Annotated in this window: 15 protein-coding genes and 2 pseudogenes; 16 read left to right on the top strand and 1 reads right to left on the bottom strand. The window is 46.5% G+C overall.

Annotated elements, in window-relative coordinates; all coding sequences use genetic code 11:
* The first annotated feature begins 61 nt into the window (after nucleotides 1-61).
* The 12 genes and pseudogenes from P401_RS0108125 (at nucleotide 62) to P401_RS17665 (ending at nucleotide 15885) form a co-directional block, all read left to right on the top strand.
* Entirely contained in the window at nucleotides 62-1294 is a 1233-nt protein-coding gene (locus tag P401_RS0108125; protein ID WP_029342037.1) for a M16 family metallopeptidase, read from the top strand.
* 59 nt (nucleotides 1295-1353) lie between these two features.
* On the top strand, nucleotides 1354-2817 hold the full coding sequence (locus P401_RS0108120; protein ID WP_029342036.1) for a UDP-N-acetylmuramoyl-L-alanyl-D-glutamate--2,6-diaminopimelate ligase: 1464 nt from the start codon (nucleotides 1354-1356) through the stop codon (nucleotides 2815-2817).
* Nucleotides 2814-4073 carry a lipid II:glycine glycyltransferase FemX gene (locus P401_RS0108115; protein ID WP_029342035.1) on the top strand — a complete coding sequence of 420 codons (1260 nt, stop codon included), beginning with the start codon at nucleotides 2814-2816 and terminating at the stop codon, nucleotides 4071-4073. The genes P401_RS0108120 and P401_RS0108115 overlap by 4 nt, the downstream gene beginning before the upstream one ends.
* On the top strand, nucleotides 4073-4735 hold the full coding sequence (locus P401_RS0108110) for a M15 family metallopeptidase (RefSeq protein WP_029342034.1): 663 nt from the start codon (nucleotides 4073-4075) through the stop codon (nucleotides 4733-4735). The genes P401_RS0108115 and P401_RS0108110 overlap by 1 nt, the downstream gene beginning before the upstream one ends.
* Before the next feature lie 153 nt (nucleotides 4736-4888).
* Entirely contained in the window at nucleotides 4889-6553 is a 1665-nt protein-coding gene (locus P401_RS0108105) for a ribonuclease J (RefSeq protein ID WP_023468670.1), read from the top strand.
* Between the two features lie 68 nt (nucleotides 6554-6621).
* Complete coding sequence (locus P401_RS17675; RefSeq protein WP_034786026.1) at nucleotides 6622-8769, top strand: DNA translocase FtsK; 2148 nt, start codon at nucleotides 6622-6624, stop codon at nucleotides 8767-8769.
* Nucleotides 8770-9101: 332 nt separating this feature from the next.
* Nucleotides 9102-10115 (top strand): BMP family lipoprotein, encoded by a 1014-nt coding sequence (locus tag P401_RS0108090; RefSeq protein ID WP_029342031.1) that lies wholly within the window; start codon nucleotides 9102-9104, stop codon nucleotides 10113-10115.
* A 222-nt stretch (nucleotides 10116-10337) separates the two neighbouring features.
* Nucleotides 10338-11058 (top strand): annotated as a pseudogene (locus P401_RS17670) (GntR family transcriptional regulator).
* Nucleotides 11059-11187: 129 nt separating this feature from the next.
* On the top strand, nucleotides 11188-12261 hold the full coding sequence (locus P401_RS0108080; protein ID WP_029342030.1) for a BMP family lipoprotein: 1074 nt from the start codon (nucleotides 11188-11190) through the stop codon (nucleotides 12259-12261).
* Between the two features lie 66 nt (nucleotides 12262-12327).
* Nucleotides 12328-13857 (top strand): ABC transporter ATP-binding protein, encoded by a 1530-nt coding sequence (locus tag P401_RS0108075; protein ID WP_029342029.1) that lies wholly within the window; start codon nucleotides 12328-12330, stop codon nucleotides 13855-13857.
* Nucleotides 13854-14924, top strand: coding sequence for an ABC transporter permease (locus tag P401_RS0108070; RefSeq protein WP_029342028.1), 1071 nt, complete (start codon nucleotides 13854-13856; stop codon nucleotides 14922-14924). Before P401_RS0108075 ends, P401_RS0108070 begins: the two co-directional genes overlap by 4 nt.
* Nucleotides 14924-15885 (top strand): annotated as a pseudogene (locus P401_RS17665) (ABC transporter permease). Before P401_RS0108070 ends, P401_RS17665 begins: the two are co-directional and overlap by 1 nt.
* Before the next feature lie 128 nt (nucleotides 15886-16013).
* On the opposite strand, the gene P401_RS0108060 reads toward P401_RS17665, so the two are convergent.
* Complete coding sequence (locus P401_RS0108060) at nucleotides 16014-16262, bottom strand: ferredoxin (RefSeq protein ID WP_029342027.1); 249 nt, start codon at nucleotides 16260-16262, stop codon at nucleotides 16014-16016.
* Between the two features lie 228 nt (nucleotides 16263-16490).
* Here P401_RS0108060 and P401_RS0108055 point away from each other — a divergent pair, with 228 nt between their 5' ends.
* From P401_RS0108055 to P401_RS0108040, 4 genes are all read left to right on the top strand, one after another.
* Entirely contained in the window at nucleotides 16491-17513 is a 1023-nt protein-coding gene (locus P401_RS0108055) for a YpbB family protein (protein WP_029342026.1), read from the top strand.
* Nucleotides 17513-18943: a RecQ family ATP-dependent DNA helicase gene (locus tag P401_RS0108050; protein WP_029342025.1), complete on the top strand. Its 1431-nt coding sequence runs from the start codon at nucleotides 17513-17515 to the stop codon at nucleotides 18941-18943. Before P401_RS0108055 ends, P401_RS0108050 begins: the two co-directional genes overlap by 1 nt.
* 43 nt (nucleotides 18944-18986) lie before the next feature.
* The gene (locus tag P401_RS0108045; RefSeq protein WP_029342024.1) at nucleotides 18987-19181 is read left to right on the top strand and encodes a hypothetical protein; all 195 of its coding nucleotides are present in this window, start codon (nucleotides 18987-18989) and stop codon (nucleotides 19179-19181) included.
* A 71-nt stretch (nucleotides 19182-19252) separates the two neighbouring features.
* The gene (locus tag P401_RS0108040; protein WP_029342023.1) at nucleotides 19253-20137 is read left to right on the top strand and encodes a MerR family transcriptional regulator; all 885 of its coding nucleotides are present in this window, start codon (nucleotides 19253-19255) and stop codon (nucleotides 20135-20137) included.
* The last annotated feature ends 35 nt before the right edge of the window (nucleotides 20138-20172 follow it).

Genomic DNA, 20172 nt, shown 5'->3' with positions numbered 1-20172 from the left:
GCTCGACGATGCAGAGAATGCAACGAGAGCCACCTTGTTTCCTATATTTGGAGGAATTACTATGATCGAACGGATACAATTAGAAAACGGAGTTCGACTGATCGTTGAACGAATGCCGGAAGCACGCAGCGTCGCGACCGGAATCTTCATTCAAGCAGGAAGCCGGACGGAACAGATCGAGGAGCATGGGATCAGTCATCTCATCGAGCATATGATGTTTAAAGGAACAAAACGCCATACGGCAAAAGAGATTGCGGTTTACTTTGACCGACTTGGTGGAAATATTAATGCGTTCACGAGTAAGGATCAAACGTGTTATTACGTCAAGACACTAGATGAACATGCAGGAGAAGCCTTTCACGTATTGGCGGACATGTTCCTCGAATCGACGTTTGACGCGGATGAACTGGAAAAAGAGAAAAAGGTCGTCATTGAAGAAATCAAGATGTACGATGACACACCGGATGATCTCGTCCATGAGTTATTAGCTGTTGCGGCTTACGGAGAGGATGTCATGGCTCGACCGATTCTTGGAACGGAAGAGAGTGTGCTTCGGATTGATCGAACGATGATCGGACGATATCTCGAAGAAGCGTATGCTCCGGATCAAATCGTCATTTCCGTTGCCGGAAACGTCTCAGACGAGTTGATTGCGCAGATTCAAGAGCGGATGTCAATCCTCGAATCACGATCGAAGACACGCGAGACGACAGAGCCAAGGTTACAAAATGGTGTGATTCGTAAGGAAAAGGATACGGAGCAGGCTCATATTTGTTATAATTTCCGTGCGATTCCTTCTGCTGATCCACGTTTGCCTGCCCTCGCCTTACTCAATAATGCATTCGGTGCGACGATGTCGAGTCGCTTGTTCCAATCCATCCGAGAGGAACGCGGTCTTGCCTATTCAGTCTTTTCCTATTACACGACGTTTGACGATCATGGAACGTTCACGATCTATGTCGGCACGTCTCCGGAATCAGTCGAAGAGGTCGAACAGGTCCTCGCTGCTGAAATCGATCGCTTGAAGCGGGATGGATTATCGACGAAGGAACTCGAAGATGGGATTGAACAGCTGAAAGGTTCTCTGATTCTAGGGAACGAAGGCACATCGAGTCACATGAATCGAAACGCCCGAAATGAGTTGTATCTGCATCGTCACCCATCACTTGAAGAAGTGTTAGCGGATGTCGAACGGATTCGTCCATCGGACATCGAAGGGCTGATTGAGCATATCTTTTCGGAGGAACCGGCAAAGGCCTATATTCTTCCGGCAGACGAAGAAGAGGAAGCATGATAGCAGAACGGAATAGATGAAACATATGAAATGACGATGTCGAGAAAGAAGGAATACCGTTGAATTTAGCTGAATTGATTCAAGTCATACAGACGCAAAAAATCGAACGAATGGTAGAGGTGGACGTTACGTCCATCACGACCGATTCACGGGATGTTAAACCGGGAACATTGTTCGTCGCCATCAAAGGATATACTGTTGATGGACACGACTATGCTAAACAGGCGGAAGCACAAGGAGCGGTCGCAATCGTCGCGGAACAACCGGTCGACGTGTCGATTCCTGTCATTCTTGTTCGTAGTACATCACGTGCCATTGCCGAGTTGGCTGGCAAATTCTATGATTATCCTTCTGAAAAGATGCGGATGATTGGTATTACGGGAACGAATGGGAAAACGACGACGACGACGATCGTCCGTGATATATTAGCGCACCTTGGTCGGAAGACGGGTATCATCGGTACGGTTGAAGTCAAGATTGGTGACCGCGTCGTGCCAAGTCGCAATACGACACCACAAAGCTCCGAGTTACAAGCATTTCTGCATCAGATGCATGAAGAAGATGTCCAAGATGTCATCATGGAAGTTTCTTCACATGGATTAGAGCTTGGTCGGGTAACGGGTGTCGATTACGACGTTGCGGGATTCACAAATCTGACGCATGATCACCTTGATTTCCACAAAACATTTGAAAACTATGCGCGTGCCAAAGGATTGTTGTTCGCACAACTCGGTCAACGGCTGTCGACAGAGAAAGTTGCAATCTTGAATGCGGATGATCCGACGAGTGAGCTGTATGAGATGATGACAGGTGCTCGTGTCATGACATACGGCATCGACAACGCAGCTGACCTCCGAGCAACGGCGATTGAACAGTCGCTTCAACAAACGACGTTCACGATGCTGTACAAGGAAAAACAAGTCGATGTCACGGCGAATTTCATCGGTCGCTTCAACGTCTACAATCTGTTGCTTGCGACAGGGATCCTCTTATCTTGCGGATATGAGCTAGCGACGATCGCAGGCGCGATTTCAGCAATCCGTCCGGCAAAAGGTCGGATGCAACGCTTGCCGATTGAAGGATATAACGTCTATGTCGACTATGCGCATACGCCTGACGGTATCGAACAGTGTCTGAAAGCACTCGTTGACGTACCGAAGGAAAAGATCGTCTTCCTAATCGGGACAGGTGGAAACCGCGATGTTACGAAACGACCGAAGATGGGTGAACTCGCTTCGACGTACGCAGGAACCGTCGTCATCACGACGGATGATCCACGATATGAAGCGTATGATTCAATCACATCCGGCATCGCCAAAGGGATGACACACGATCAGTTCGTTGAAATCGGTGATCGGGAAGAGGCCGTACGTTACGCAGCACGTCTCGCACGACCAGATAATATCGTCATCTTAGCCGGTAAGGGCCATGAAAAATATCAAATCATTGGGGATGAGAAATTCCCGCTCGATGAGGAGATCATCGTCAAAGAGATGATACGGCAAATGGAGGAACAGAAGTGACTTATCAACCAATCGTTGTAACCATAGATCAATTTGAAACATTCGTAAAAACACATCCCAAAGGCGACTTACTCCAGCTTCCAGCATGGGGAGAAGTCAAAAGCGCGACAGGATGGACACATGAACGTATCGCGGTCGGAACGGCTTCCGGTGAGATTGCCGGAGTTGGTCTTCTTTTGTTCAAGAAAGTACCGAAGCTACCGTTCACGCTTTGTTATGCACCGCGCGGTTTCGTCGTCGATTATACAGATACGGACGCACTTCGCGCCCTTCGTGACGAAGCGATTCGTGTCGCAAAACAACAGAAGGCAATTGCGATTAAATTTGATCCAAACGTCGAGCGGGAAGAATATCCTGGTCTGTTGCAGGAGATGCAAGGACTTGGCTTCAAACATAATGGCTTCGGTGGCGGTTTTGACTACGCGCAGCCACGCTTTACGATGGAGACGAGTCTTGTAGGGACAGAAAAAGAGATCTTCGACGGTTTCCATTCGAAGTTCCGCTACAACGTCCGCCTTGCTGAACGCAAAGGGATCGTATGCGAACAAGCAGATCGTGAAGGGCTAAAGACATTCGCGAAGCTGATGGTCGAGACGGGCGAACGGGATGGTTTTTCAATCCGCGGTCTGGATTATTTCGAAAATCTGTACGATCATCTTCACCCAAAAGGTGATGCAGTCTTGTTTTTGACGAAACTCGATGTCGTTCGTGCGCTTGAGAATACAGAAGCCTTATTACTTCAAGCTGACAAGGAACTCTCGAAAATTCATCGTCAACTCGAGAAAGAGACGGCCGAGAAGAAGCTAAAAAGCTTAAACAATCGCTTGGAGCAGACGACAGCACAAATCGAAAAAGCAGAGAAGTCGAAGACAGAACTGATGACGATTGCTGCTAAACATCCAAACGGTGTCATCCTGTCTGGTGGTCTTTTGACGCTTGCTGGTCGTCGCTCGTATTACTTATACGGCGCTTCATCGAACGAGTACCGGGAGTTCATGCCGAACCACTTGATGCAATGGACGATGATGCAATATGCAAAAGAACATGGTGCGCTCTCCTATGACTTCGGTGGAGTCAGTGGTTCGACAGACCCGGATGATCATTACGCGGGACTCTACGCCTTTAAATCTGGTTGGGGCAGCCGGATGATTGAAAAAATCGGTGAGTTCGATTATGTACTCAATCGTCCGCTCTATCTGTTGCTTGAGACTGGGTTACCGATTCTACAAAAACTTCGGAAGAAGCTTCGCCGCTGATGAAACGGGGAACAATCTTCGGTTGGATCGTATTTTTATTGACGATGTTTGCGATTGGATTGTTTCTTGCGGCATCCATGAATCGGATGCCGACGATTTTAATGGATCAACCGGAGCTCGGGATTGATAGTTGTCCACGAGACGTAGCAGGAGAAGATCGCTTAATCAATGCAAGTGAGCCAAACCTGAAGCGTCTCCACCCAGCTGTCGAAGCGGGGGCAAAGGATCTGATCCGTGTGGCGCATTCTTGCTACAATATCGATATCAAGATTACGCAAGGATACCGCTCGATTCAGCAACAGAATGCGCTTTATGAACAAGGACGTTCTAAGGCAGGTGAAGTCGTCACGAATGCACGTGGTGGTGAATCGATGCATAATTATGGACTCGCTGTCGATTTTGTTCAGCTCGTGAATGGCCAGATTTCGTATGACCTTGAGTATGACGGGAATCGGTCAGGGAAAAGTGATTGGCGCGAAGTCGCGGATATCGGAAAAGCGCTCGGTTTCGAATGGGGAGGCGATTGGAAACGATTCGTCGACTATCCTCATTTTGAGATGACGTTCGGGTATTCGCTCGACGAACTGAAGGCTGGTGAACGTCCAAGCCGTTCGGAAAAAGCGAAACGAACGGAAGAAGTCGAAGATTTGTTGAATACGTAATCAACGTCATTCCTGGAGTAATGTGGCAGGAATGACGTTTTTTTTAGATTTCCTAGTCCGATTGTTGGCAGATTGTGAAAATTCGGCTAGAATAGTGATAGTGATAAGTGGACGGCTCACGAAAAGTGAATATGAATTATAGGAGGTCATGTTGTGTCAAAGAAGAAGACGGAAAAAGTAAGCGTCTTTGCTCTTGGTGGCGCCGGTGAGATCGGGAAGAACATGTACGTCGTCGAACTCGACGAGGACATCTTCGTCATCGATGCCGGATTAATGTTCCCAGGAGACGAGATGCTTGGAATCGATAAAGTCATTCCAGACATCAGTTATTTAAAAGAAAACAAAGAGCGGATTCAGGGGATTTTCATTACCCATGGTCACGAGGATCATATCGGGGCACTCAGTTACGTCTTGCGTGACTTAAAAGTACCGGTTTACGGAACACGTTTGACGCTCGGTTTGATTGAACACAAATTAAAAGAAGCCGGTTTATTGAAAAAGGCAGATCTTCGTCCAATTGATGCCAAGACGAAATTAACCGTTGCAGGTCATTTTATTACGTTCTTCCGGGTCAACCACTCGATTCCGGATGCAGTCGGGGTATGTATTCAAACATCTCAAGGTGCGATCGTCCATACAGGGGATTTCAAATTCGATTACACACCAGTTGATGGAAAACAGGCGGATTTCGGGAAGATTGCAGCAATTGGTCAACGGGGAGTGCTTTGCTTACTGTCTGACTCAACGAATGCAGAGCGACCAGGGATGTCTGGATCAGAATCGATCGTCGGTTCTGAACTGAACGACGTCATCTATGAGGCACCAGGTCGTGTCATCGTAGCTTCATTCGCTTCGAACATTCATCGTCTACAACAAGTGTTTGCGGCAGCAGAAGCGAACAATCGAAAAGTAGCGGTCGTCGGTCGTAGCATGGTCAATAACGTCGAAGTGGCACAGCGTTTGAATTACTTACGCTTCAAACAGAAAACATTGATTGATCTATCTGACATCAACCGCCTCGACGATAACCAAGTCGTCATCTTGACGACAGGATCGCAAGGTGAGCCGATGGCAGCCTTGACACGAATGGCGCGTAATGCACATAAGCAAGTCAATATTCGCTTGAACGATACGGTCGTCGTTGCGGCTTCGCCGATTCCAGGTAACGAAAAGTCGGTTTCGAAAACGATCGATCTCTTATTCCGTGCTGGTGCGAATGTCATTTACAACCAACGGAAAGTACACGTGTCCGGTCACGGTCATGCGGAAGATCTGAAGCTAATGCTCAACTTGATAAAACCGAAATTCTTCCTACCGATTCACGGAGAATTCCGGATGCAAAAGGCACACAGTCGTCTCGCACAGACGGTTGGCGTCAATGCGAACAACATCTTCATTATCGAGAATGGGGATGTCGTTGAGTTCGAGAAGCGCAAAGCACGGATGTCGCGCAAAGTGAACGCTGGAAACGTCTTGATCGACGGAATCGGTGTGGGTGATGTCGGAAACATCGTCCTTCGTGATCGTCGCTTGTTATCGCAAGACGGTGTCGTCCTTTGTGTCATTACGATCAGCCGGAAAAACAAAACGATCGTCTCGGGACCAGAAATCATCTCTCGCGGATTCGTCTACATGCGTGAATCAGAGGATATGATCAACGAAGCGAACCGAATCGTTGCGAAACAACTACAAGGTAAATTAAACGGAGAATTGGATTGGACGGAGATGAAGTCGTTGATTCGAGATAAACTGAGTGCTTATCTCTATGAACAGACGAAACGCCGCCCGATGATTCTTCCGATCATCATGGAGATTTAACAAACGAGCGGCTCAGATTGACCAATACCTGGTCCACTGAGCCGTTTTTTTATCAGGAGGGATGACGTATGGCGACGACGAAACGAAAACCTGTACGAAAAAAAACGCCGCCACGGAAACGACCGGCAGCGAAGAAACAACGTCAGCCGATTGCGTATCGTACATATGCGACCATCATCGCAATCGTCTCATTACTAGCTTTCGTTCTCGCTTTCGGGGAGTTCGGAAAAGTCGGACTGACGCTAGCGGATGGAGGAGAGCGGTTAATTGGTCAGTTCGGTTCCTTATTATATGGTGGAATCGGTGCTGTGCTACTTTTACTCCTCTCGAATGCGTCGCGTGCTCAGAAATGGGCATGGTCGATGTTACTGATGGGTTCAGTCGTCTGGATTGATCTATTGCTCGGAGCACCGCGTGGCATTCTCAATGGATGGCTCTATCAAAACGCAGCTTATTATATTTCGAGCGCGGGTGCCTTCTTGATTGGTCTGTTCTTCATCGGAACGGCCGTTCATATCCTACGCCCATCGTTTTATGGAGAGCTGTGGCTTGGGCTCCGGGAACGTGCAGAAGAGTTTCGCAATCGTGAACGGACACCACGTCCTCGTGTCGAAAAAGAGTTGAAAGCGAAACCGGTTCGTGAGAAAAAACCGAAGACGTTGCGACCAGCAACTGTCGAGGAACCGATCGAAACGGAACAAGAAGCAGAAGATCCTTCCGTCAACATTCAAGACGTTCCGATCATCGGTTTCACGGATCACGTTGAACCGCAAGCAGCGGAGACACAAGGACCGTTGACGATGACAGAGACACCCGACGGTTATCAATTGCCGTCGCTTGATTTGTTAGCAGAACCAACATCAAAAGACTTGTCCGGTGAGAACAAACGATTGAAGGACAATGCGACGAAATTGATTGCGACCTTAAAGTCGTTCGGGATCGGAGCAAAAGTTTTAAAGATTCATCTCGGACCTAGTGTCACGAAGTACGAGATTGAACCAAAACAAGGAATCAAGCTTAGTCGAATCACGGGACTCGCCGATGACTTAGCGCTAGCGTTAGCCGCAAAAGATATCCGGATCGAAGCACCGATTCCGGGTAAAGCGGCTGTTGGAATCGAGGTGCCGAACCGTGAAGTCGCCATGGTATCCCTTCGAGAAGTACTAGGAGCGGAGAGCGTCCAATCTGACAGCGATCGTTTGCTCGTCGCACTCGGACGAAGCATTTCTGGTGAGACGGTGACAGCGAAGTTGAATAAGATGCCACACGTCTTAGTTGCCGGTTCGACGGGTTCCGGTAAATCGGTCTGTATTAATGGGATGATTGTCTCGATATTGATGCGGGCACGACCGGATGAAGTCCGCTTGATGATGATTGACCCGAAAATGGTCGAATTGAATGTCTACAACGGCATTCCGCACCTCTTAGCGCCCGTCGTCACCGATCCTAAAAAAGCGGCACAGGCATTAAAACAGGTCGTCTCGGAAATGGAACGCCGTTATGAGATCTTCAGTCAAAACGGAGCGCGCAACATCGAAGGCTACAATGCACTGATTGATAAGATGAACGCAGAGGAGAAAGTGCATCAACGATTACCGTACATCGTTGTCATCGTCGATGAGTTAGCTGACTTGATGATGGTCGCGTCAAACGAAGTCGAAGATGCGATCATGCGACTTGCACAAATGGCGCGAGCAGCAGGAATTCATATGGTCATTGCGACGCAGCGTCCGAGTGTTGACATCATCACCGGTGTCATCAAGGCGAATATCCCGTCGCGGATCGCATTCAGTGTATCGAGTGCGACTGACTCGCGGACGATTCTTGATACGGGAGGCGCTGATAAATTGCTCGGACGAGGAGATATGTTGTTACTTGGTAACGGCATGAACAAACCGGTCCGCGTACAAGGAGCCTTTTTATCGGACGAAGAAGTCGAGAAGGTCGTCAATCATGTCATCAGTCAGCAAAAGGCACAGTATGTTGAAGCGATGATTCCAAAAGATGTACCAGAGGGCGAAACAGAGGTCGACGATCCACTTTACGATGAGGTCGTCCAGTTCATTCTGACACAAGAGACAGCATCAACGTCGATGATTCAACGAAAGTACCGCATCGGTTACAACCGAGCTGCCCGTCTTATTGATGCGTTAGAAGAAAACGGTCTAATTGGTCCATCTGAAGGATCTAAACCACGTCGCGTCATGGGACGTTAATCGAGTAGAAAGGAAGTCGTGGAATATTCCGGGGCTTCCTTTTCTTTTCTAGAAAAATGTATAGAGAAGACCCGGTATCTCAAAAAAAGAAAAGACATATGAAAAAAAGACATGATGATTTTGTATAAATAGAAATGACTGGAAAAATTCATAAATGCATCAAAAATAAAATCGCTTTCATGAAAATAGTTGTCAGACGTCTGTTGATTTTCAGTAGTGTTTTTGGCATACTCAGTCATATGAGTGACCGACCTTCAACACGAGGGCTGGGAGCGGCTTTTTCACAAATAGATAATGAAAGCGCTCTCATAATTGCAGAGGAGATGGATGAAATGAAGAAGAAACAGGTAATCGTATCGATGATGTCAGTAGCGACGGTTGGTCTTGTTGCTTGTGGTGGTTCAGGTGAGAAAGCCGATCAAAAAGATCAATTCTCTGTTGCGATGGTAGCCGATAAGGGTGGTATCGATGATAAATCGTTCAACCAATCCGCTTGGGAAGGTCTGCAAGCGTACGGTAAAGACAACAAACTTCAAAAGAATGAAGGGTTCTCTTATCTACAATCTAAATCGCAACAAGATTATCAACCGAATCTATCGCGTCTTGCTCGTGGGGGAGAAGATTTAGTTTTCGGAATCGGGAACACGTTCAATGAGGATATCAAAACAGTTGCTGATCAATTCAAAGACACACAATTCGCAATCATCGATAACGTCGTTGAAGGAAAGAACGTCACGTCGATCACATTCAAGGAAAATGAAGGAGCATATCTTGCAGGGATCGTTGCTGCAATGGAGACGAAAAAAGATCATATCGGTTTCGTTGGTGGGATGAAGATGGACGTCATCGAGCGTTTCCGTGCCGGTTTCGAAGCAGGTGCTAAGTCCGTCAATCCGAAGATTAAAATCGATGTCCAATATGCGGAAGACTTCGCAGCTCCAGAAAAAGGTCAAGCGATCGCAGCTGGAATGTATGGTAAAGGCGCAGATATCATCTTCCCAGCAGCAGGTGGTACAGGAAACGGTGTCTTCACAGAGGCGAAAAACCGCAAGAAAAACGGTGAAAACGTCTCAGTCATCGGTGTCGACCGAGACCAAAAAGAAGAGGGTATGCCGGAAGACGTTACATTAACTTCTGTCATCAAACGTGTCGACAGTGCAGTCGAAGATACAGCAAACGCAGCGAAGGATGGTAAACTCGAGGGCGGCAAAACGATTCGTTATGGTCTGAAAGAAGATGGAGTTGATATCGTACCATCTGAAAAGATTTCGAAGAAGACGTTGACTGCGCTTGAGAAAGCAAAATCAGATGTCGTTTCTGGAAAAATCGAAGTACCTGAGCAATAAGCGTTGAAAAAAGAAGGGGCATTCTTAGGTAGAATGCCCTATTTTCTTCCATTATTGATTGCGTTATGAAAAGGGTTACAAAAGCGCCAGAAGTCAGACTTCTAACCTGTTACAAAATGATTGCAGGATTGTGTTGGGCGTCATATACTTATCTTGGCTGGAGTTCTCATACGTCAGAAGTCTGAGCACTGGTTACAACTAGATAGAGGATGGAGATGCGTCATGTCGATTAAATTAGATCATCGTTTGCTTTATTTACGTGTGATTGAAAAGATCAAGTCTGACATCGATGACGGCGTTTACAAGGAAGGCGAGAAGCTCCCTTCAGAGTTTGAACTTTCAAAGCAACTTGGCGTCAGTCGAGCTACTCTTCGAGAGGCATTACGAATTCTTGAAGATGAGAACATCGTCATCCGTAAACACGGTGTCGGTACGTTTATCAATGCAAGACCACCGTTTACTTCTGGAATCGAAGAATTGTACAGCGTAACAGAAATGATTGCGCGCGCAGGTATGGTTCCGACATCAGAAGTGTTATCATCCGAGATGGTCCAACCGACTGAGCGCGACCGAGAACGTTTTCAACTTGGTCCGGATGAATTGGTTTATCGAATCGAACGAATCCGACTCGCAGGGGATGTTCCTGTCGTCTATTGTATCGATAAGATTCCAAGCCATTATATTAAAAATGAAGAGCAGTTCACCTCTTCGACATCATTATTTGATGCTTTAGAAAAAAGAACTTGGACGACGTGTCACGCATGCCGTGACGCACATCGAGCCACGTATTGATCCGAAAATCGCTGAACAATTACATACGGACCAACCTTTGCTCGCGTTGCGTCAAACGCATTATGATGAGCTCGACCGTTCCGTTCTTTTTTCAGCGAACTATTTCCGAGCAGATAAGTTTGATTTCCACGTCATCCGTAAACGTGTGTGAGCCATTGTTTTAGGATGAATACTGAAAGCGCTTTCCGTCATAACCTACGTAACGCTCCTCATCGCCAGCCTCGGGTGCTAGACGTAGTCTTGAACTTTGTATGACCATATTCGAAAGGGGATTTTCCAGATGAAAAAGAAGTCACTTCTCGCATTAGCAGCAACAGGTTTAGCAATGAGTTCGGTCCTTGCAGCATGTGGTGGCAACGACGATTCAAAAGATTCAGGTAGCGGCAGCAAATCAGACGGCTTTAAAGTAGGTATGGTTACAGATACAGGCGGTGTTGATGATAAATCATTCAACCAATCTGCTTGGGAAGGTATCCAAAAGTTCGGAAAAGACAACGACTTAAAAGAAGGTACTGGCTACAAATATCTTCAATCTGCAAAACAATCGGATTATCAACCAAACCTTCAACAATTAGCTCGTGCTAAATACGACTTGATCCTCGGTATCGGGTTCTTGATGGGAGAAGATATCGGTAAAGTAGCGGATCAGTTCAAAAAGAGCAACTTTGCACTCGTCGATATGGTCGTTGACAAGCCAAACGTCGCGTCAATCGTCTTCAAAGAAAACGAAGGCTCGTTCCTCGTTGGTGTTGTTGCTGGTTTGACGACGAAATCAGATAAAGTCGGATTCGTCGGTGGCGTTAACTCTGACTTGATCAAGAAGTTCGAAAGTGGATTCAAAGCAGGTGTTAAAGCAGTCAACCCTGATGCAGACATCGAAGTACAATATGCAGAAGACTTCAATGCTGCTGAAAAAGGACAAGCAATCGCTTCAGGTATGTACGGTAAAAAAGTCGACGTCATCTATCACGCAGCTGGTGGTACAGGACAAGGGGTATTCACAGAAGCGAAAAACCGTAAGAAGAATGGTGAAGATGTTTGGGTTATCGGTGTAGACCGTGACCAAGTCGAAGAAGGAATGCCAGAGAACGTCACATTGACGTCAATGGTCAAACGTGTCGATACAGCTGTTGAGCAAGTCTCAAAAGATACGAAAGACGGCAACTTCCCAGCAGGTAAAGTTGTTGAGTTCGGTCTAAAAGATGGCGGTGTTGATATCGCACCTTCGAAAGACAACGTTTCGAAAGAAGCGCTCGACAAAGTCGAAGAGTATAAAAAACAAATCATCGATGGCGACGTTAAAGTCCCAGCGACAGACGACGAGTACAAAGAATACGAAGCGTCACTGAAATAATAATGAAAGCGGGGGTCGCTAGCATTGCGGCTCCCCCTTTTAAACTAAACATGGGAGTGGATTTTCTTGGAATACGTCATTGAGATGCTGAACATTAGAAAAGAGTTTGGCAGTTTCGTCGCAAATGATAATATCACGCTCCAGCTTCGGAAAGGTGAGATTCACGCTTTACTTGGTGAAAACGGTGCCGGAAAATCGACGCTGATGAACGTCTTATTTGGTTTGTATCAGCCTGAGGCTGGAGAAATTCGTGTACGTGGTGAAAAAGCCAATATTACGAGTCCGAACGTCGCGAACGATCTTGGAATCGGTATGGTGCACCAACACTTCATGCTCGTTCAAAATTTCACTGTTACTGAAAACATCATTTTAGGTGCAGAGCCACGTGCCGGAATTAAGATCGACCGTGCAACTGCACGTGAGAAGGTACGCCAGATTTCTGAACAGTATGGTCTTGCTGTTGATCCTGATGCAAAAATCGAGGATATCTCAGTCGGAATGCAACAGCGTGTTGAAATTTTAAAGACGTTGTACCGTGGTGCAGACATCTTGATCTTCGATGAACCATCTGCTGTCTTGACACCACAAGAGATCAAAGAATTGATTCAGATCATGAATCGCTTGATCGCAGAAGGAAAGTCGATCATCCTCATCACGCACAAACTGAAGGAAATCATGGAAGTAGCTGATCGCTGTACGACGATTCGCCGTGGTAAGTATATCGGAACGGTCGATATCGATGAGACGATGACACAGTCGCGTCTTGCTGAAATGATGGTAGGTCGTGAAGTCAACTTTAATGCGGAGTATTCCAAGGCAACTCCACAAGAACTCGTTCTCGACATCAAGGATCTAGTCGTCAAGGACAGTCGCGGCATCAAAGCCGTCGATGGATTAAATCTCGACATTCGTGCCGGAGAGATCGTCGGAATTGCCGGAATCGACGGGAACGGGCAAACGGAATTGATTGAAGCCATCACTGGTCTCCGTAAAGCGGATAGTGGAGAAATCTTCCTCAACAATAAATCGATCAAAAACTTGAAGCCACGTAAAGTGACGGAATCAGGTGTCGGTCACATTCCGCAAGACCGTCATAAACATGGACTTGTCCTCGATTATTCAATCGGACATAACATGGTCTTACAAACGTATTACAAACAACCGTATTCAAAAGCAGGCATCATGAACTATAAACAAGTCATGGAAAAAGCAAAAACGCTCATCGAGAAGTTCGACGTCCGAACTCCAAGTCCAGAGACGTTTGCTCGTGCCTTGTCAGGTGGTAACCAGCAAAAAGCGATCATTGCGCGTGAAGTCGATCGTTCACCAGACCTATTGATTGCAGCACAGCCGACACGTGGTCTTGATGTCGGAGCAATCGAGTTCATTCATGAACAGTTGGTTCTTGAACGCGAAAAAGGTCGCGCTGTCTTGTTGATTTCATTCGAACTCGAAGAAATTCTTCAAGTATCAGATCGGATTGCCGTTCTTTATGAAGGAAAAACAGTTGCCTTCTTGGATCCAAAAGAAACGAATGAGATCGAGCTTGGCTTCTTGATGGCCGGCGGTAAGAAAGAGGAGGTAGGTCATTCATGAAGTTAGAGCGTTTTTACGGCATCCTCATTCCGATTCTTTCCATCATCCTTGGAATGGTCGTCGGGGCGATCGTCATGGTCATCGGCGGGTACGATCCGATTGCCGGTTTTGATCAGTTATTCTATGGTATTTTTGGCGAACCATACAGCATCGGTGAAACATTGCGAGCAGCAGCTCCGTTGATCTTTGCCGGTCTTGCTGTCGCGTTTGCTTTCCGAACTGGACTCTTTAACATCGGGGTTGAAGGTCAGGTTCTCGTCGGGTGGATGGTCGCAGTTTGGATCGGGATTGAGTTTGATCTACCGATGGCGATTCATTTACCGCTTGCTCTAATTGGAGCAGGTTTAGCAGGTGCACTTTGGGCATCGATTCCTGGTATCTTAAAAGCGAAGTTTCATGTGCATGAAGTCATCACGTCAATCATGATGAACTATATCGCATTATATGTGACGAATGATATTTTACGTCATGTCATCGGTATTACGAACGAGCGGACGGAGTCAGTCAAGGAATCAGCATCCCTTGCTTCACCGTTCTTACAAGAGATGACGGATTTTTCACGATTGCATAACGGGATTTTCATCGCAGTCATCGCTGCCCTCGTCTTCTGGTTCATTTTGTGGAAAACAACGCTTGGTTATGAACTCCGAGCAGTTGGATTCAATAAAAATGCTGCAGAGTATGCAGGGATGGGCGTTAACCGAAACATCATCTTATCGTTCGTCATCTCAGGTGTGTTCGCAGGTCTCGCTGGAGCGATGGAAGGTCTTGGGACGTTCCAAAACATGACATTGAACGCGTCCTTCACAGGTGTTGGATTCGACGGAATCGCGGTTGCCTTGTTAGGTGCGAATAACCCGATCGGTGTCGTTCTCGCGGCGTTACTGTTTGCAGGACTCAATATCGGTGGTCTGTCGATGCAACAGATTGGTATTCCACCGGAACTGATCAAAATCATCATCGCATTCATCATCATCTTCGTGGCTTCGGGTTACGCGATTCGTCTCGTCATCGAGAAGTTCACGGTTAAGAAAGAATCTAAAAAAGCGAAAGGAGCCGGTCAATAATGGGCTTTCTTGAAGTACTTTATATCATCGTGCCAATCGCACTCGCCTATTCGGCTCCGTTAATCATTGCAGCACTTGGCGGCATTTTCAGTGAGCGTTCTGGCGTCGTCAACATCGCGTTAGAAGGATTAATGGTCATGGGTGCCTTCACAGGTGTCGTCACGGCATTGACTTTATCGAAAATGGGCTTAGGTGCTGCGAGTCCTTGGCTTGCGATGCTCATCGCGATCGTCGTCGGAGCGGTCTTCTCACTGTTCCTTGCGATTCCAGCAATCCTATTCCGAGCAGACCAAACGGTTCTTGGAGTAGCGATCAACTTGCTTGCGGTTGGTCTTGCGATCTTCCTTGTCCGTGCACTTTACAGTAAAGGACAGACAGATTCGATTCCAAACCGGATTTCGAAAGAAAATGTACCATTCTTGTCTGATATTCCAGTCTTGAAGATGTTCTTCGCGAACGTCTACTACACATCGTATATTGCGATCGTTCTCGCGTTCGTCGCATGGTACATCATCTTCAAGACACCATTTGGTCTTCGTTTACGTTCTGTCGGGGAACACCCGATGGCAGCGGACACAATGGGAATCAACGTCACGAAGATGCGTTTCATCGGCGTTATGATCTCTGGTGGTTTCGGCGGTCTTGCTGGTGCTGTCTACGCGACGTCGATTTCATTGAACTTCAGTGTGACGACGATTCTCGGTCAAGGCTTCCTCGCGATTGCGGCGATGATCTTCGGAAAATGGAACCCACTCGGTGCCATGGGGGCAGCCCTCTTCTTCGGGTTCGCTCAAGCGATTTCGATCATCGGTCAGCAATTGCCGTTACTCGATCAAATTCCACAAGTGTATTTGTTGATTGCGCCGTATTTATTGACGATCTTAGCACTTGCTGGTGTGTCGTTGGTCGTGCGGATGCACCAAAAGCTGTCGGTGTACCGTATATCAAAGGTAAACGCTAAATTTTTACTAATCATAGACCGGATGTTGCCAATTGGTGACATCCGTTTTTTTTAGATGATCGATAGATTGAATGAGAAAAAGTCCAATAAAAAAGATGCTTCGCGAGGAAACATCTTTTTTTATTCACTTATTCGAATTTTAACGCATCGCCTTCGAACGATTCATCTGCTACTTTGATTGAATCCGTCGGGCAACCTTCGAATGCATCAATCATATCGTCGAATAATGCTTCTGGAATTTCGGCAGTACCATTGTTATCATCAAGAATGACATACGCCAAACCCTCATCATCATAATCATAGATATCTGGTGCCGCTGCTCCACAAGCACCACAAGCGATGCAAGTATCTTTGTCGACAATCGTAAATTTAGCCATTGAACGGTCTCCTCTCTATACGAAAACATTATTGAAACACGCTGTTCTCATCTATATGTCATTGTATCGGACTCATCGTTGCATTTCAATGACGAAGCACAAGTGACAGCAGAAAATGTATATATCATCACATGCCCGCAAACGGCCTCTCTAAAACGTAACGATGAAACAGGAATAGCATATCATCTTTGATTTGGAAACGACATACAACAGGAGGGAGCGTGACATATGGAAGTTTCTTTACTCGAGCGTATTTTTCTGGAATCGATCCAGCGCCTTCGAAATGAACGATCTGACCGCAGTCTTTATCATGTTTTTCAAGGAAAGAAATCAGCGACTTCTCTGCAAGATGCTCATTTTTATGATTTAGAGTCGGTATTCGGTACTGTATTAGTCAGTAAACAGCGATTCGAAACAATCTTGGCTGAACTTGCGCAGAAGAATTGGATTGAGCGGCAAGAGACACTGCGACTGACGTACGAAGGCGCGCGACTAGTAGAGCAAACGGATCGTGCGATCATTGATCAACTAGGTGGTGAACTTCGTGGTTATGCTGAGATGATGTGGAAACGACTCAGCCTTTTGGTTCAAACGATGGTTTGTTTGGAAGCGAAACAGCCGTTTATTCCTGTGCAACAGGAAACCATCATCCGTGAATGGGTAAAAAGTGTTCTTCCGACCATCTCGAATCGAGCAGAATGGTTACATGATATGCACCAAGAGTTGATATTTCTCCTTGAGCACTTGTCAGAACGCGATGCGACATTGATTAGTTATCGCTTGTCTGGCGTGCAAGCAGGATGGTCTTATCCGCAATTAGCCCAAATGATGAAAACGGATGTGGAGACTGTCCAATACGAATTTACGATCGCTTGGCGAAAGTGCATCGATGACTTGGAAAACTCACCACTCCTCAAGCAAATAGGAATGGATCTACACACATCAAAAATGACGCAGTCTGCTCAAACGACATGGGAGTTGTTGCAACAGGGATTAACCGTTGAAGAGGTTGCGATTCGAAGGCGGCTAAAAAATAGTACGATGGAAGATCATCTTGTTGAGATCGCGATGTATGCTCCTTCTTTTCCGCTGAATCATTTTGTCACGCCATCTCAGCAAGAAGAGGTACAACAGATTGCACAGCGACTCGGAACTTACGCGCTGAAGCGAATCAAGAACGAGATGCAATCCGATATATCTTATTTTCAAATTCGATTGGTATTAGCACGTAGTAAATGGGAGGGAATTTAATGGAAGCGTTATTGCATCGTCATTTTGGATACGAAGCATTTCGACCTGGACAACGCCAAATCATCGATTCCATCCTAGACGGAACAGATACATTAGCGATTTTGCCGACAGGCGGAGGAAAATCTGTCTGTTATCAATTTCCGTCTTATGTACAAAATGAAGGACTGACGTTGATTTTGTCTCCGTTACTCTCGTTGATTGAAGATCAGGTCATGCAAATCAAGCGCAGAGGAGAGCGATCTGTCGCTAAATTAACATCAGTCGAGACACGAGAAGAGAAGGAGCAGATCTTATCTGTACTCGAACATCTACGATATCTTTACTTATCGCCGGAACAACTCGCGCTACCACAGATTCGGGCTCGGCTAAAACAGGTCAATATTGCTCTCTTCGTCGTTGATGAGGCGCATTGTATCTCCCAATGGGGACACGAATTTCGACCGGAGTACGCAAGACTTGGTCACATTCGACAAGAACTAGGCCTTCCACCATGTCTCGCCTTAACGGCAACAGCGACGCGTGCTGTTGAGCAAGATATTCGAACACAACTGCGTATGCGCGAACCACAAATCATCCGTCGTTCTGTCAACCGACCAGAAATCCAATATGTTGTCGATCGCGTTGATCGAGAAGAAAAAGATGCGGCAGTTGATCGGTGGATGGAACGCATCGTTCGCCCATGCGTCATCTATACGACAACCCGTAAAGAAGCGGAACGAATTGCTGGAATCATTGACGGCGCGACCTATTATCATGCTGGGTTGACGATAGAAGATCGCCAGCTTGTCCAACAACAGTTTCTTCATGATGAGATTGATTGTCTCGTGTGTACGAGTGCGTTCGGAATGGGTGTCGATAAAGGCAACGTGCGTACGGTCATTCATTATACGATGCCTGCGACGATCGAAGCCTATATGCAGGAAGTCGGACGTGCCGGACGTGACGGTAAAGAGGCGACCGCAATCTTACTCTACGCTGCTCAAGATGAACAATTACAGACGTACTTGATCGACACGCAATATGCACCCGTCTTGTGGATCGATCAATTGCAACAAGGGATGAATCAAGGCGAATCCTATGCCAAGATGGAAAGTCGTTTTCGTTTTAACCCGGAAGACCCGGCATACCGGTTACTCAAATCACAACTCGAAAATGGGTGGTCGAAGGAACGCATCATCCAGTGGCAAACGGAACGTAAACAATTAAAACGACAAGAGATCAACCAGATGATGGACTACGTTCACCGGAACGAATGTCGCCGTTCGATGTTGTTGCATCATTTTGATGAGCAGGTAATCGTACAACCACGTTGTTGTGATATATGTGGAACGATTGAGTGGGAAAATCCAGTGCAGAGAAGGACGCATCAACCGGTAGATTGGAAATTGCGTTTAGAACAAGTCTTTTTTTCATCACCAGATTCGGTGTAAACTAGACAATATCCTTATATTTTTCAAGAAAAGGTGATGAACATTGAGTAAACAAGATCAGCGACGGTTGGATCAGAACGAAGAGGGGCAGTCACTGCCACCGCGTTCTTCGCGTATCGAACACGTTCGAAACGAGCGATTAAAACAACCATTTCGAAAAAATCCGTTAGCCATCACGCTGACGGTGCTCATGATCACGATCATCATCGCCTTCGTCTCCATTGGTTTCATGATGTAAGGGCACATTGTGAACGGAGATTTTTTTCCTTTCAGCGTATACTAGAAAGGAAGGGGAAGGAGGCACGATGCATGGATCGTGGGAAATATAATATCAAAGCAGTCGCTGCGTTAGTGGGACTCAACCCGACGACCATTCGTGCTTGGGAGCGGAGATATCAGGTGCTCGATCCGGATCGAAGTGAATCCGGACATCGCATTTATAGTGATAACGACGTCGCGAAATTACGCTGGATCGTCGATAAACAAAAAGAGGGATTGTCTGTCTCTAAAGCAATCCAGTTGTATGAAATGCCGGTCAATCGGGCTGAAGTACCGCACGATTACGGAGTCGAACTGCGAGATCAATTATTCCGGGCATTGACGAACTTCGAAGAACGTCACGCGCATGATATTATGAATAAAGCATTTTCGATGTTTAGCTTCGATAAAGTCATTCAGGACATCGTCGGTCCACTTTTGCATGAGATTGGAGTGAAGTGGGAGTCGGGTGAGATTACGATTGCGCATGAGCATTTTGCGACGGCATTTCTGAGAGCTCGTCTTTCGACATTGTCGTTACAGATGCCGATCAATCCGTTCTTACCACGAATCGTCTGTGTTTGTGCGCCGGAAGAAGAACACGAACTCGGACTACTTTTCTTTACACTTTATTTACGACAATCTGGATTTGATGTCATTTTCCTCGGTTCCGGTATACCGGTTCAGGACTTGGTGACGGTTACGCATCAGCTGCAACCGAAAGCCGTTATTCTTTCCTGCACGTTATCGGATCATTTACCGTTACTTGATGAAGCGTTAGCACGTTTGATGTCTGATTTTCCGGATCTTGAGATTGGTCTTGGTGGTTATGCGGTCGATCAGCTCCCGGAACGATATGGTCCACATTTACTTGGTGCAGACGATCAATCTTGGAAAAGTTGGTTAAGTCGACTCACTCCGACAACTGGTGTATAGTATGGTTCATAACGAACGGAGACATCTGTGTTTCC

It is taken from the genome of Exiguobacterium acetylicum DSM 20416 (genome assembly GCF_000702605.1).
GTDB classification, from domain to species: domain Bacteria; phylum Bacillota; class Bacilli; order Exiguobacteriales; family Exiguobacteriaceae; genus Exiguobacterium_A; species Exiguobacterium_A acetylicum.
The sequence above is the reverse complement of the archived record's forward strand: the minus strand, read 5'-3'. Positions and strand labels throughout refer to the sequence as shown.

What these genes read in the sequence shown, in the direction of transcription:
- P401_RS0108125 (WP_029342037.1), top strand. Translation starts at nt 62, where the DNA reads ATGATCGAACGGATACAATTAGAAAACGGAGTTCGACTGATCGTTGAA.
- P401_RS0108110 (WP_029342034.1), top strand. Translation starts at nt 4,073, where the DNA reads ATGAAACGGGGAACAATCTTCGGTTGGATCGTATTTTTATTGACGATG.
- P401_RS17675 (WP_034786026.1), top strand. Translation starts at nt 6,622, where the DNA reads ATGGCGACGACGAAACGAAAACCTGTACGAAAAAAAACGCCGCCACGG.
- P401_RS0108090 (WP_029342031.1), top strand. Translation starts at nt 9,102, where the DNA reads ATGAAGAAGAAACAGGTAATCGTATCGATGATGTCAGTAGCGACGGTT.
- P401_RS0108080 (WP_029342030.1), top strand. Translation starts at nt 11,188, where the DNA reads ATGAAAAAGAAGTCACTTCTCGCATTAGCAGCAACAGGTTTAGCAATG.
- P401_RS0108070 (WP_029342028.1), top strand. Translation starts at nt 13,854, where the DNA reads ATGAAGTTAGAGCGTTTTTACGGCATCCTCATTCCGATTCTTTCCATC.
- P401_RS0108060 (WP_029342027.1), bottom strand. Translation starts at nt 16,262, where the DNA reads ATGGCTAAATTTACGATTGTCGACAAAGATACTTGCATCGCTTGTGGT.
- P401_RS0108055 (WP_029342026.1), top strand. Translation starts at nt 16,491, where the DNA reads ATGGAAGTTTCTTTACTCGAGCGTATTTTTCTGGAATCGATCCAGCGC.
- P401_RS0108050 (WP_029342025.1), top strand. Translation starts at nt 17,513, where the DNA reads ATGGAAGCGTTATTGCATCGTCATTTTGGATACGAAGCATTTCGACCT.
- P401_RS0108040 (WP_029342023.1), top strand. Translation starts at nt 19,253, where the DNA reads ATGGATCGTGGGAAATATAATATCAAAGCAGTCGCTGCGTTAGTGGGA.